The sequence below is a fragment of the Bifidobacterium tsurumiense genome, from assembly GCF_000741765.1.
GTDB lineage: Bacteria > Actinomycetota > Actinomycetes > Actinomycetales > Bifidobacteriaceae > Bifidobacterium > Bifidobacterium tsurumiense.
In genome coordinates this window covers 103,081-118,253 of sequence record NZ_JGZU01000004.1, presented here as the reverse complement: position 1 = coordinate 118,253, position 15,173 = coordinate 103,081, and the positions used below count along the sequence as shown (strand labels likewise).

General features: G+C 53.6%; 5 protein-coding genes and 3 rRNA genes. 5 read left to right on the top strand and 3 right to left on the bottom strand.

The window, feature by feature from the left end; all coding sequences use genetic code 11:
• Window positions 1-232: 232 nt before the first annotated feature.
• The 5 genes from BITS_RS08665 (at window position 233) to rrf (ending at window position 8,474) form a co-directional block, all read left to right on the top strand.
• Window positions 233-2,512 carry a DUF6541 family protein gene (locus BITS_RS08665; protein WP_156097477.1) on the top strand — a complete coding sequence of 760 codons (2,280 nt, stop codon included), beginning with the start codon at window positions 233-235 and terminating at the stop codon, window positions 2,510-2,512.
• 596 nt (window positions 2,513-3,108) lie between these two features.
• Window positions 3,109-4,639, top strand: a 16S ribosomal RNA gene (locus tag BITS_RS02665).
• Between the two features lie 38 nt (window positions 4,640-4,677).
• Window positions 4,678-4,908, top strand: a complete 231-nt coding sequence (locus BITS_RS09060) for a hypothetical protein (protein WP_152571273.1) — start codon at window positions 4,678-4,680, stop codon at window positions 4,906-4,908.
• A 201-nt stretch (window positions 4,909-5,109) separates the two neighbouring features.
• A 23S ribosomal RNA gene (locus tag BITS_RS02655) occupies window positions 5,110-8,180 on the top strand.
• Between the two features lie 177 nt (window positions 8,181-8,357).
• Window positions 8,358-8,474 (top strand): 5S ribosomal RNA (rrf, locus tag BITS_RS02650).
• The 16S, 23S and 5S rRNA genes sit together here, the layout of an rRNA operon.
• An 842-nt stretch (window positions 8,475-9,316) precedes the next feature.
• Here rrf and brnQ read toward each other — a convergent pair.
• From brnQ to BITS_RS02630, 3 genes are all read right to left on the bottom strand, one after another.
• A complete protein-coding gene (gene brnQ, locus BITS_RS02640; protein ID WP_274518350.1) occupies window positions 9,317-10,654 on the bottom strand; it encodes a branched-chain amino acid transport system II carrier protein in 1,338 nt (445 codons plus the stop codon).
• A gap of 502 nt (window positions 10,655-11,156) precedes the next feature.
• On the bottom strand, window positions 11,157-14,486 hold the full coding sequence (locus BITS_RS02635; protein WP_081693541.1) for a DUF3427 domain-containing protein: 3,330 nt from the start codon (window positions 14,484-14,486) through the stop codon (window positions 11,157-11,159).
• A gap of 70 nt (window positions 14,487-14,556) precedes the next feature.
• On the bottom strand, window positions 14,557-14,991 hold the full coding sequence (locus BITS_RS02630) for a (deoxy)nucleoside triphosphate pyrophosphohydrolase (RefSeq protein ID WP_152571235.1): 435 nt from the start codon (window positions 14,989-14,991) through the stop codon (window positions 14,557-14,559).
• Between the last annotated feature and the right edge of the window lie 182 nt (window positions 14,992-15,173).

The following is a 15,173-nucleotide window of genomic DNA, read 5'->3' as shown; positions in this document are numbered from 1 at the left end:
GCATCGGCGAACCGCGTCGTTATTTGCGTTTGCATTATACCGTTGGCCGGGATGCAATCTAGCGAGGCGATCGCGGAAGCGAAGACATCCCGTAGGCCACACTATGGTGTGCGTACGTGTACGTTATCTTGCGTGATACTGATATCGGCCTTGCAGAATGCTGAAAACAACCTGAGAATCATGGATGCTCGCTGGATGCCATCCTTGGTATTGGTTGTGCTCTGAGGTTAGGATGACAGTGGTGAAGGTATTGAATGTTGTGAAGCGATGGTCACTTCCAGCCTGCATGATTCTCGGCGTGCTGGTGGCTTTCGGTATCGTGCTGGCATGGTTCCCGGGTGGCAGTGAGATTTGGAATCTGCCCTTACAAGAGGTGGATGCCCCCGCACACTACTATTTCATTCGCAAAATTCTCAGTGAGGGCATCGGCGCAGCGACGCACCTGTGGCCGAACGACGCTTATTATCCGCCTCTATTCCACCTTATGGCAGCAGGGCTTATCAAGCTTGCTGCGTTATTCGGCGTCACGATGAATATCTACACCGCAGTGAATGTGGTGTGGCTGTTTGGCGCTGGTCATTCTTTGGGCCGCAGGGTGCAACTTCTTGCATGGTATTGGACGCGTGGAGTGGATGCGCGTCTTACTCGAATCGTACCCCGTCGGCATATGAACTGCGGGTATTCACCAACGCGGACCAATTCCCCGGCAGGTTTGTCAACCAACGACGTTGCGTCTCGGTCAGCGATGCGCCATAGTGGCGAAGCTGCGGATTCGGGCATAGAGGAAAGCGCCCAAGCCGATCAATCTCAAGTCATTTGGCGACCATTTGCCTGCGCGATGGCTGTTATTGTGCCGATTCTTTCAGTGTCCTCTGCAAGTCACCCATTTTTCATGCTGGCGAATGGTCCTCTTCTGGCATATGGTTTGGCCACATCGTTACTGCCATTTTGGCTATTCGTGACATTGAAACTATTCGACGCGATATCCCAGCGCAACCATATTCTTCCTTGGCTTGTAGCTACGCTCATTCTTGGTGGGCTGTGCATATTCGCCCATCCGCGCATCGTATTCACGTGGCTTTTGTTGATGGCGCCCTTCGTGCTGACCAGATTGCCGTGGAGACTGATCGTCGGGTTGGGGATAACTGTTCTGGCAGGCGCCGTTGCATTCTATTTCTTCATGACTGCCACATATAAGTCAAGCCGTTATCTCAACCCAGCAAGCTGGTTCCATACTTTCGTCGCAAATCGTTCCGTTCCCGAAGCAATATGGGTATTTGTGAGCAGCAATATATCCGGAATCGCGGGCGGATTCATGGCTTTGATGACGGTTGTCGCGGCGAGTATCGGGATCTTCGTCATATTGAAGCCACGGCGATTCGGGGTTGCGCGTCGAGATGCCATCTCCTTGATCTGTGCTTGGGCATTGGTCGGTTTGGTATACGTTTGTTCAACAGCAATCACCGGTTGGTTCGCCAATATTGTGACCGCTGCTTGGTATCGATCAGAACCTCGACCAATGACCATGATTCCTTTGGGTGTTCTGCCTTTACTGGTGTTCGCAGTATCTGCGATCGCAGGGTTTGATGGGCGTGCGAACGGGGATGTTCCGTCTTCGGTTGCAGCACAGGCAGAAGCTGTTGGGGAAGATGAAGTTGCAGATGCTTCTGAGGCAGTAGGCAATGTGAGTGAGACATTCGGTACTGCGAATGAGGCAGCCGATACTGCGAAAGCCCTTGACGATTGTGCCGTTGCGTCACAGAGCGAATGTGCAGTTGCATCTATTCAAGGCGAGAATGCGGATGTTCCTCATTCTGAGCTGCATGGCGATGAAGCAAATATTATCGGGCAGGAAGCGGAAGCGGACGTCACGAATGCGGCATCAGAGGCGGGTCATATTGCTGCATATTCTTTGCATGGTTTGCCTCTCCAGGCATGGGTAGCGTTGGTATTGGTGGCCGCCTTAGCGATTGCCTGCCAGTTTGGCAATACCGCTCGAGAAGATTTAAGCGCGACCGTGCACAGCCGAGTGCTGCTGCATAACGAACAACCAGATGAGCAATTGACGGCAGCAAAATATGAGGTTTTGCAGGATGTGAGCAATGTCGTTGGTTCTCAATCAGTGGTGATCTCTGATCCTTTGAATGGCTCGATGTATGGCATGGCTGCTTTCGGCACGAATATGCTGTATCCGATTTATAATCCGATGGCCGAGGGGAATGGTGCCATTTTCGGCCAGGTGGAGCAGGCATTTGATTCAGGCAATGATGAAGAAGTGCTGAACACCGTATGCCCGATAGGCAATACGACACCGGAATACTTCCTCAGCATGGGTCCGCAGGCGCCGAGTTTGCAGATGTTCACCTTCCGCGAGCAATATGATCCCTTCCATCGCACTGATCTCATTGACCAATACATCGCGGATGGCACCTTGACGATGGTTCGCGATTACAGCTATCTGGGTGATTTCGCGCAAGGGTGGGCGTTGTATCGATTCGGTTGCGCTCAATAGGAATTCTCTGATTCTTGCTTTGTTGTATCGGAAGTGCGCTGATGTTCCGATAAGCGAAGTGCTGACTGTTAAATCTCATCCGCGTATACAAAATATTTCACTAATATTCGGTCGAGACATTAAGCAATTGCTTTCTCTGGCGCGCAGATGACTATTTTGCTGTTTGAGTTGCATTAATCTGCGTTTGCCGCGTTGTTGCCTTTGTTTTCTGGGCTTTTGGTGGTGTTCCCGTGTGTGCGACACGCCGGTGGGTTGTGTTGGGTGGGGGTGGTGGTGTAGGTTGTTCTCTTGCTGCCGCTGAGCGGGTGGCCGGACGGGGTCCGGTTGTTTCGCTCTTGTGTGTGGTGGTGGTTTGAGAACTCAAGAGCGTGTTGTACTACTTTTACGCGGATGGCTTCGCATTTTGGTGCGTTGTCCGTCCGGTCAATGTTTTTGATTGCCAGTCCGATGCCCGCCGCGTGGGTTTGCGCCCGCGTGGTCCCCGAGGGGGGTTCATGGGGTGTCGGGGTTTTTGTGCGTCATCCCTTTCCTTATAAGGGGTGGCTCGTTTTTTTCTTATTTTGAGAGCCGATGATATGGCTTTCCACTTGAGGTTTTTTGTGGAGGGTTCGATTCTGGCTCAGGATGAACGCTGGCGGCGTGCTTAACACATGCAAGTCGAACGGGATCCAGGCAGCTTGCTGTCTGGTGAGAGTGGCGAACGGGTGAGTAATGCGTGACCAACCTGCCCCATGCTCCGGAATAGCTCCTGGAAACGGGTGGTAATGCCGGATGCTCCGCGCTCCCGCATGGGAGGGTGGGAAAGTTTTCAATGGCATGGGATGGGGTCGCGTCCTATCAGCTTGACGGTGGGGTGATGGCCTACCGTGGCTTCGACGGGTAGCCGGCCTGAGAGGGCGACCGGCCACATTGGGACTGAGATACGGCCCAGACTCCTACGGGAGGCAGCAGTGGGGAATATTGCACAATGGGCGCAAGCCTGATGCAGCGACGCCGCGTGCGGGATGGAGGCCTTCGGGTTGTAAACCGCTTTTGTTCATGAGCAAGCCCTTCGGGGTGAGTGTAGTGTTCGAATAAGCACCGGCTAACTACGTGCCAGCAGCCGCGGTAATACGTAGGGTGCAAGCGTTATCCGGAATTATTGGGCGTAAAGGGCTCGTAGGCGGTTCGTCGCGTCCGGTGTGAAAGTCCATCGCTTAACGGTGGATCTGCGCCGGGTACGGGCGGGCTGGAGTGCGGCAGGGGAGACTGGAATTCCCGGTGTAACGGTGGAATGTGTAGATATCGGGAAGAACACCAATGGCGAAGGCAGGTCTCTGGGCCGTCACTGACGCTGAGGAGCGAAAGCGTGGGGAGCGAACAGGATTAGATACCCTGGTAGTCCACGCCGTAAACGGTGGACGCTGGATGTGGGGCCCTTTCCACGGGTTCCGTGTCGGAGCTAACGCGTTAAGCGTCCCGCCTGGGGAGTACGGCCGCAAGGCTAAAACTCAAAGAAATTGACGGGGGCCCGCACAAGCGGCGGAGCATGCGGATTAATTCGATGCAACGCGAAGAACCTTACCTGGGCTTGACATGTGGAGGATCGCCGCGGAGACGCGGTTTCCCTTCGGGGCCTCTTCACAGGTGGTGCATGGTCGTCGTCAGCTCGTGTCGTGAGATGTTGGGTTAAGTCCCGCAACGAGCGCAACCCTCGCCCCGTGTTGCCAGCGCGTTATGGTGGGAACTCACGGGGGACCGCCGGGGTCAACCCGGAGGAAGGCGGGGATGACGTCAGATCATCATGCCCCTTACGTCCAGGGCTTCACGCATGCTACAATGGCCGGTACAGCGGGATGCGACATGGTGACATGGAGCGGATCCCTGAAAACCGGTCTCAGTTCGGATCGGAGCCTGCAACCCGGCTCCGTGAAGGCGGAGTCGCTAGTAATCGCGGATCAGCAACGCCGCGGTGAATGCGTTCCCGGGCCTTGTACACACCGCCCGTCAAGTCATGAAAGTGGGCAGCACCCGAAGCCGGTGGCCTAACCCGTTCGCGGGGTGGAGCCGTCTAAGGTGAGGCTCGTGATTGGGACTAAGTCGTAACAAGGTAGCCGTACCGGAAGGTGCGGCTGGATCACCTCCTTTCTACGGAGAATTCTTTTGGCGCCCGTGTGGCGCCGTTCATGGGGATGGATCGTTTCCCTGGCTTTGGCGCCTGGGTTCCGTCCCTTGCTGGTGTGGAAGAGATCGGAGGCGTTGCGGCCCTTTCGGGTCGGTATGAGTGGTATGGCGTGCTTTTGGGTTCCCGGACCGCCACCCCAGGCTTGGTTGCCTGGTGCGGGTCCGTCGTCCCCGCGGGCGTGGGTCTTCCTTTGTGTGGTTGGCTTTCGTTCGTGTGGTGGCCGGTGGTTTGAGAACTGGATAGTGGACGCGAGCGATCCTCCGTTCGGGGGGTTTGCTTGCTGTGATTTCGCAGGACGCATCAGTTTGTTCTGGTGCGGTTCTGTTTTCGATTCCGAGAGATATTGTTTCTTTTGGTTTCGTTCGATCGTGTTTTGTAGTGATCTTTAGTGTTTTGATGTGTCGTCGGGTGATTCGTTGTGATGGCTTTGCGGGTGTTTGCCTGCAAGGGCGTATGGTGGATGCCTTGGCAGACAGGACCGATGAAGGACGTGGTGGGCCGCGATAGGCCTCGGGGAGCCGCCGAGCGGGCTTTGATCCGAGGGTGTCCGAATGGGGAAACCCGCCGCCTGTTGTGGGGCGGCACCGCAGTTGTTGCGGGGGGTACGCAGGGAAGTGAAACATCTCAGTACCTGCAGGAAAGGATATTCCGTGAGTAGTGGCGAGCGAAAGCGGATGATGGCCAAACCTTGCGCGTGTGATAGCCGCCGGGCGTTGCGCGTGGGGTGTTGTGGGGTGTCGTGTCCGGTTCCCGGTGGGGCCGGCGGCAGTGATAAAGTCGTGTGTTAGGCGAACGGGATTGGATTCCCGGCCGTAGAGGGTGATGGCCCCGTAGCCGTATGCGCATGGCCTGTCGATTGGCAATCCCCAAGTAGCGCGGGCCTCGTGGAATCCCGTGTGAATCCGCCCAGACCGTTGGGTAAGCCTGAATATTCCTGTCTGACCGATAGTGAACTAGTACCGTGAGGGAAAGGTGAAAAGCACCCCGGGAGGGGAGTGAAACAGTCCCTGAAACCGTGCGCCTACGATCCGTCGGAGCCTCCCTGGTGGGGTGACGGCGTGCCTATCGAAAAATGAGTCTGCGAGTCAGTGGCATGTGGCGAGGTTAACCCGGGTGGGGGAGCCGTAGCGAAAGCGAGTCTTAAAAGGCGTTTGAGTCGCGTGTCCTGGACCCGAAGCGGGATGATCTAGCCCTGAGCAGGTTGAAGCGTGGGTAAGACCGCGTGGAGGACCGAACCCACCTGGGTTGAAAACCGGGGGGATGACTTGGGGTTAGGGGTGAAAGGCCAATCAAATTCCGTGATAGCTGGTTCTCTCCGAAATGCATTTAGGTGCAGCGTCGCGTCATTGCCTGCAGGGGGTAGAGCTACCGGATGCTTGCGGGCCCGTACCGGGTACCAATAGCAGCCGAACTCCGAATACCTGTCAGGTGTATCGCGGCAGTGAGTCGGCGGGGGATAAGCTCCGTCGTCGAAAGGGAAACAGCCCAGACCGTCGTCTAAGGTCCCGAAGCGTGTGCTAAGTGGGAAAGGATGTGGAGTCGCATAGACAGCCAGGAGGTTGGCTTAGAAGCAGCCATCCTTGAAAGAGTGCGTAACAGCTCACTGGTCTAGTGGTTCCGCGCCGACAATGTAGCGGGGCTCAAGCACACCACCGAAGACGCGGCGGCAGCGTTTGTTGCTGGGTAGGAGAGCGTTCCGCATGGGTCGAAGCGGCGGCGTGAGCCGGCCGTGGACTTTGCGGAAGTGAGAATGCAGACATGAGTAGCGAGAGACGGGTGGGAATCCCGTCCGCTGGATGACCAAGGGTTCCGGGGCCACGTTCGTCGTCCCCGGGTGAGTCGGGTCCTAAGGCGAGGCCGACAGGCGTAGTCGAATGGATGAACGGGTTGATATTCCCGTACCGGCATGAGGCCGACCGGGCCGACGCGGGGATGCTAACCTCCGCGCCTTCCTTCCTCCTTCCTTCGGGTTGGTGGGGGGCTGGCGTGTTGGGATCCTCCCTGCAGGTAGGCGAGCGCAGGAGTGACGCAGATGGGTAGCCGGCCGCGGAGGTGGTTTTCCGTGGCCAAGCGCGCAGCCCGTCCCCCAGGCAAATCCGGGGGGCGTGGGGGTGAGGCGTTATGGGCGTCCCCGTTGGGGGGCGTTCCGGTGATCCCGGCTGCCGAGAAAAGCTTCGGCGTGAGGCTTGGTGCCGCCCGTACCCCAAACCGACACTGGTGGTCTGGTAGAGTATACCGAAGCGATCGAGCGAATCCTGGTCAAGGAACTCGGCAAATTGCTCCCGTGCCTTCGGCATAAGGGAGACCCCCGATGGTGAACGTCCTCGCGGCGGGAGCTTTTGGGGGTGGCACAGGCCAGGGGGTAGCGACTGTTTACCAAAAACACAGGTGCATGCCAAGACGTAAGTCGCCGTATATGCACTGACGCCTGCCCGGTGCCGGAAGGTTAAGAGGATCCGTCAGCCTTTGTGGTGAAGCGGTGAATTCAAGCCCCGGTAAACGGCGGTGGTAACTATAACCATCCTAAGGTAGCGAAATTCCTTGTCGGGTAAGTTCCGACCTGCACGAATGGCGTAACGACTTCCCCGCTGTCTCGACCAGGAGCTCGGCGAAATTGCAGTACGAGTAAAGATGCTCGTTAAGCGCAGAAGGACGAAAAGACCCCGGGACCTTTACTATACCTTGGTATTGTCGTTAGGTGTGGATTGTGTAGCATAGGCGGGAGACGTTGATGCCGTGGCGCCAGCCATGGTTGAGTCGCAAGGTGAAATACCGCTCTGTCCATATTTGGCGTCTAACCTCGACGAGTGAGCCTCGTCAGGGACAGTGCCTGGCGGGTAGTTTAACTGGGGCGGTTGCCTCCCAAAGAGTAACGGAGGCGCTCAAAGGTCCGCTCAGCCCGGTTGGCAATCGGGTGTCGAGTGCAATCGCACAAGCGGGCTTGACTGTGAGACCGACGGGTCGAGCAGGGACGAAAGTCGGAGATAGTGATCCGGTGCCGGCGCACGGGCGCGGCATCGCTCAACGGATAAAAGGTACCCCGGGGATAACAGGCTGATCATTCCCAAGAGTCCATATCGACGGGATGGTTTGGCACCTCGATGTCGGCTCGTCGCATCCTGGGGCTGGAGCAGGTCCCAAGGGTTCGGCTGTTCGCCGATTAAAGCGGCACGCGAGCTGGGTTCAGAACGTCGTGAGACAGTTTGGTCTCTATCCTCTGCGCTCGTAGGAATCCTGAGGAGGCCTGCCCATAGTACGAGAGGACCTGGGTGGACGAACCTCTGGTATGCCGGTCGTCACGCCAGTGGCGCGGCCGGTTGGCTACGTTCGGGAGGGATAACCGCTGAAAGCATCTAAGCGGGAAGCCCGCTCCAAGATAAGGATTCCATACGCGCCTTCGGGCGTGTTGAAGGCCCCATGTAGAACACGTGGTTGATAGGCCGGGCGTGGAAGCCCCGCGAGGGGTGGAGCTGACCGGTACTAACGGCCGAACGGCAAACATCATCTTTTTACTGCGCATTGCTTTTCACATTCGGATCATACGGCCCGTACGACACGGAGCACGACGATCCACTAACGAACACATGTCACGGCTTGATTCGCGTCCACCGTCCGGTTCCCAAACAACCGGCACCCCCGCTGGGAAGGGTTCGATCCTCCCGGCCGGGATAACATAAGATTTGCGGCGGCCATGGCCCAGGAAAGACGCCCGGAACCATTCCGAACCCGGAAGCTAAGGCCTGGCACGGCGATGGTACTGCACGCGAGAGCGTGTGGGAGAGTAGCACACCGCCGCATCACACTTCACAAAGGGACCCCCGACGGCACAACAGCCACCGGAGGTCCCTTTTCGCGTGCCCGGACGCCGTTGCGGTACCGGACGGGCCACGCCATACCCGAATGAGCATGGAAGCAACCCCACCGAAAACCCACGAAACCCAACCCAAAACCACCACCAACCAGAAAACGGCCAACCAGAACAAACCCACGGACCAAAGGGAACGATGGCAAGAGTATGCAACCGAAGGCGAGCATGCCAAAGTATCGTTCACGAATACCGGTTCCAGTCGAAACCGATTCCCATCAAAAGATAGCAAGAACATGCAAACGAAACACTCTACCTCACATGCGCGTAGAATTTTCGCACTCTATTGATGACCATCTCATGAATACAAGACTGCTCCCCACGTCAGCGTGATCCGAAGACCAGTTCTTCCAATTCGAAAAACAGCCGGACATCCTGCATTTGCTTTTGAAGAGAGCACAATACAATGGATGGCGCACAGATGCCTGTAGTTAACGAATGATCGGAACTTGTTGCTGGATACAGGGAAGTCCGTATTGCATACGACAGGGGAGAACTTCTTGGGATACGCACAGTGTCATAATGTCATATGACGCTGTTTTCCCCATAACAGGCACAGACGCCCGGTGTTCTTCCTCAAATATGCATGAAACCCTGTAAGCAAATCAGGATGCCAAAAGAATCCAGAGATACCGAAGGCGACTCTGAATAAATTCGTTTAAAGAAAGCAACTATAAAAATGGTCTCCTTGATGCGTCTTGGCGAAGTATCAAGAAGACCTGAATCATTTCAGCGGACATATTGCTTGTAGTCGCGGTGCCCAGTTTCCTAAGGGTTATACCTCGGCAACCGTATCGGTATGAGACTGCCTGCGAATCAGACTATCGGCAATGCCAATGATGAGCCCCAAAGCGGCTGGCAAGAGCCAGCTTAGTTGTGCAGAAGCAAAGGGCAAAGTTTTCAACGCTGCATTCAACCAAGGCAGCATACCGCCAAAGGTCATGACCAGGCTGTTAACGCATTCGCATATGCTCACCACACCAACGCATAATACCGTCCAGAAATACATTCGGGGGAACTTCGATGAGAATACGCGGTGTAAAAGTGACAGGGCAACCAACACAATGGAAATGGGATACAGCGCCGACAACACGGGAATCGAGACCTTAATGATCACAGCCAAACCTGCATTGGATACCACGAAACTGAATACGGTAAATATGATGCTCCAAGCCCGATATGTGATTCTGTGGCCGGCAACAACAGGGAATTGGTTTTGGAAGTAGGAGCCACAGGTTGATATCAAACCTGTGCATACATTGAAGCATGCAATAACAAATATCAGGCCTAGAAACAGCGTTCCTAAGGGCCCAAATGCACTCGTCGTCAGGTTGGTGAGCACCGCGGCACCGGTATCGCGGCCAGCGTCTATGGGAGCAAGTGAACTGGAAACGGCTCCAACAAAGGCGAGGCTGGCATATATGACCACCAAAAGGATGCCAGCTCCCAAGCCGGCCTTCGCGGTTTCCTGGCGGTTTCTGGACTCGTCTGTGACCCCCATGATTCGCAAATTAGCCGATATTACGATGCCGAAATACAATGCCGCCAATAGATCCATGGTCTGGTATCCATCGAGGAACCCACGGGATATGAGTCCATGTGCGTAGTTTCCGGAAGGTGCTGGAAGTGCAGGGTGCTTCATGACAACTGCTGAGACGAATAGCACAGCGATTAACACGATAAGAATTGGGCCCATGAACCTGCCTATGGTTTTGGACAGGCCTTCAGGATGTTGAGCAACCAAGAATGAGAAGGTAAAGAAGACGAGCGAATAGGCCAATTGCAATACCCAGCGAGGGGTATCGCCAGCAAAAGGAATGATCGCAGTTTCAAATGATGTGGTTGCAGTGCGTGGTATGGCGAAAAAGGGCCCGATCGTAAGAATGATAATGGTTCCGAGCACTATTGAGAAGCGCTTCGATACTCGTTTGGCGAGTTGTTCAAACCCTCCGGCCATAGAAACTGCGATTACGCCGAGTATGGGCAAACCAACCGCTGAGACAATGAAACCTACTGTCGCCAACGGCGTGGATGCGCCAGCCTGCGCACCAACGAAAGGCGGGAAAATGAGATTGCCCGCTCCGAAGAACATCGAGAAGAACGTGAACACTATGAGCACTCGACTGCGTGGTGACAGGTGCGGTGTGCCGGTGGTTTGATTCTGTAGGTGTTTTGGTTATGTTGGGTGTGCTTTCTTGTGAGCTGACACTGGACACGGACTGTGCAGCAACGCTCTCATCAATTACCTGTTCAGGACGAGTCACATTCTCTCCGCTCTGGTTGGCAGCGATCAGCCGGCATACAAATTCATTCAATGTAGCCGATCGCATCATTCTTTTTCCTGATGTCACCATAACGTAATGCCGGAATCTTGCGATGATTAGATGATTAGCTAAGACGTGGAGCGGATAGTTGAGCATGCGGCGCATGGTACATAGTCGCAAGCCAGGTCATGAGCTGTTGAGTGATGCCCAGAAAATGGTGTTATGCCAATCTGTTGCAGATCACGGTCATGGTGAAACCAACTTGACCGGTAGCAAATTACTTACACCTCGCATACGAGCAGTCTGCAACACTATCGTTTATTAGCCGAATTGCGGCTTTGTGCTGCGTAATCAACTCGTGCTCAGACCTGTCAGATGCCGATATAATTCGGTGTCCAGCGGTTTTGCGAGCCGCAGAGTTGTGGTGGTTACATTGACTGTTCGCGTGCCATCTGCATCCATTTTGGTGGTGAGTGTCAGATCATTGAAGGAAGCCACGTGGCCCACGTAGTAATATCGTGCTTCTTTAGACTCTTCTTTGCGCATGACGAAGAGCGGAATGAAGTGATTGTCCGCCCAGTCTTCTGAGCCTAGGCCATTTTTCATCCATATGAACTCAGGTGAATCCGGTGTACGGCCATTTTTACTGAAATAGAACATATCTTGCGGGCCGAGGAATCGATCTTCGTATTGGCTCGTCGCATATTTGACAAAAATCGGCATTGTGCCGGTCTCGCGATGGCAGAAATATCCGCCTACGCTGCTGCCGTTGACTTCCCTTTGCCAACCAAGCAGACGCTCAACATCAAACAAACTGTATTTCTGTTCATATAAGAATCCGCGGTCGAGCTTTCTTTGCTGCTCCTGCGATCTCTTAAACAAATCACGGCAATAGCGAAGACCGCATCGGAGGGTATCTGCAAAGAAGATACGGAATGTCCGGTTATTCATAAGGATACTTGCAAAGTCTTTGCTGAGGCGAATGCGGCGCTCGCCTGATTCATTTATGACTTCGATGAGCGGAGTCGCGCCAAACCTTGTATGATCGGCTGCCATGAAATATGAAAAGTCGAGAACATGTAGGGCAGACTCGATTTGATTTTGAGCAAGGAATGCATCCGGGAAACGTAAGGATATCTCTTGCTTCAGCGTCTCCACAAAGACGGGAGTAGACGGTGTCCACGAAGTTGCCGAAGTATCTGCAATATTCTCCTCAGCGAAGTTGCACAGCATATCCAAAGCAACCAGTTCATGTGGTCTAAGCCCCGGAAGTAGTAACTCAGTAGCCATTTTCAGAATTCCGGTCTCTGTTCCAGTTACTGGTTCTAATTGGTCGAAGAAATTCTCATCCTCGCTCGATTTGCCAGAACCCAAACTGCGCTCGCGAGAACTCACGAAACTCAGATATTCGCCTTTCTTGGATGCAAATGTAACCGGCAGCGAGGGATCATGTGCATATACATCAGTAAGCATGGGGATGCGCCCCAATTGGAACCGCAGTTGTCGATATTGCTCACTGAGTTTCTTCATTTCCGACCAATCTGCCTGGTCAAGAGATTTCAACACACGGTCTTTGGCAATCTCGTCGAAACTTATTGAAGAGAGACCGATTGATCGCCTTTGCAGATTTTTGCGCGCTATGTCTCTGTCTCCTGTATTGCCGTATAACGCTATTGGAATTAGGTAATTGCTGGAATAATTGCCGATAAAATCAATGACTATAACGCTTTCCTTATGTGGGAATTTGCGCAGTCCTCGACCCAACTGCTGGGTGAATATGATGCTTGACTGAGTACTCCGCAGCATTATGATTTGATTTACGGCAGGAATATCAATACCTTCATTGAACAGATCAACGGTGAAAATATAATCCAACTCACCTTGTTCCAGTCTGTCAATCGCATCTGCACGGTCCTTGATCGGGGTGTCTCCGGTCACGGCCTCAGTACGGTACTTACGATTTTCGGCTTGTTGATTGACCTGTTCATTGAATAATCTCGAGAGTTCACGGGCTTCTTCGCGCGTGCTGCAGAATACCAGGCCGGTGATCTGCTGATGGTATGGGCTGTATTGTTGGAGTTTGTCAATGATATAACGCACCCGCTCGCGTGTGGCGAGCTGTTGAATCTCGTATTTGAGCTGACTGGAATCACGCGCTGACATATCTTGTGAGATATTGATCAGGCTCTGGTCGGACGAGTCGGCATCGGATGAGCCTAGATATTCCGTCACACCATAGTAATGGAATGGGCAGAGCATGTCGGCTTCCAATGCTTTCTGCAAACGGATTTCATAAGCGATGTTATGCCCGAATAATCCGAAAATATTAATGCCATCAGTGCGTTCAGGCGTTGCTGTCATGCCAAGCATGAACTTGGCATCCTTGAAATGATCGATGACTCGCTGGTAACTTGCTGCACCTGAATGATGCACCTCATCGACGAGAATGTAATCGAATTCGTCGGGTTTGAATGAGTTCAACACCTCGGGTTGGCTCAGCGTTTGTATCGTGGCAAACACATAGCGACGATCCGATTGCTTGGAAGTGCCAGAGAAGAGGCCCAATTGATCGGAGCCGCATCCAAGCACGGTCTGGTATGATTCCATCGCTTTGGTGAGTATTTGCTGTTGCTGTGCGATGTATAGCATGCGCTTTGGTTTGAATTGTCGGACGTCAAATGCGGAGAGATACGTTTTTCCTGTGCCGGTTGCCGAAATGATGATGGCACGATGTTCGCCTTTGCTTCGCAATGACGCCAGATTCATCAGTGCTTCTTGCTGCATTTGATTGGGAACGATTTCCTGAGACTTGATCTCGCGCAGGATCGCTTTGCGAGGTGGCGCATACTTTTTGAAATCCTCTTCGTATTGCCTGATCCAATCTTCTGTAAGAGGCTTGGAATTGGCGACTTGTGAATCCAATTCCTCGCGGAACTGGCTCACGAGTTCTCCGCTTTCCAGAGATGAAATGCGCAGATTCCACTCACGTTGCCTATTCAATGCATATCCGGTGAGATTGGAACTGCCGACATACAGATTGTAATAATGGCTGCCGTTTTCCATATGGCGCGAGAATATGTACCCTTTGGGGTGGAATGGCTGACCTTGAGCGGCTTTCGACTGCGACACGGTTTCATGGGCTGACTCCTCCCAAATGCGAACATCGACATGTGCGACGTCCTTGAGTCGAAGCAGCTCCCAGAAAGTCGCTGGAGTATTGAAGAAGTTCTTAGTGGAAGTGATCAACCGGCTCGGATGGGATCCTGTGTGAGATGTGAGGATGGAGAGCTTGGTGTCTGCATCGGGAGAAGCACTGTCTGATTGGCAGGGGTGCAGCAGTGATTGTGATCTGAAATCTTCGAATAATGTTTTTATAGCCTCAGAGGACACGAATGCAACTGAAATATCAAAGTGATTGCTGTTTGCCAATTCCTCACTGATTGCTTCGCCCATGGTGCTGCCTGGACGGTTCGCAATGAGTCGTGGTCCATAAGTGCCTGAGGCGTCGATTCGTTGTTGGACGAGACCGGAAGTGATATCTTCCAAAATAGACAGGCTTCCGTCAGGGAGTTGCTCGTTTGCAGCAACTATAGGGCTGGCCTCGGTGATATCTGTGAAGTGGCCGTCAGAAGATCCGTTATCAATGTGCCCAGAATTTGCGGTGGTGCTGATATTTTCCATGATGATGTCGCGCCTGCTGTTGTGGGGGATTGAGATCGAAGAGTTGGATCAATGGGAATGTTCGGAAGATTTAGGGAAGTGTTTTTGCGGATATGATGCCGGCCGCTTCGACATCAGCCGGCGCCCAGTTCAATGAGGGCATTTCGGTTGGCGGCATCCAGCGGATTGCATGATGTTCAGTCAGATGCGGGGTGCCGTTGATGAGATGACAGATGAATGTTGTGAGCTCCACGGTGCCGAAATCGTATTGATAGGTGCTCGTGCAAACCTCTTCTGCAACTTCGACTTCACATCGCAGTTCTTCTTCGATTTCACGGTGTAAAGCCTGTCTCGGGGTTTCATGAGCTTCGATCTTGCCGCCGGGGAATTCCCATAAGCCGGCGAGTGACTTGTCAGGGCCTCGCTGTGCGCACAACACACGGCCGTTTTGGACGATGGCTGCGCCGACAACTCTGATTATTGCAGCGTGACCGGCTGTATTTTTCATATCCAGATCCGTTTGCATTATGCGCTGGCACCTCCGTGATGTTCTTAGGCAAAGGCTGGGTCCAGGATACAACGGTTGCATAGAGCTTGGTTTGCATTGGAATAGAGGTGCCGCATACTTGAGGTGTTCATCGGGCTTTTTGTTGTAGTGCGTCACAGCATTATGTTGTCGAATGATCAGTCAGATTATGTAGAGCAACT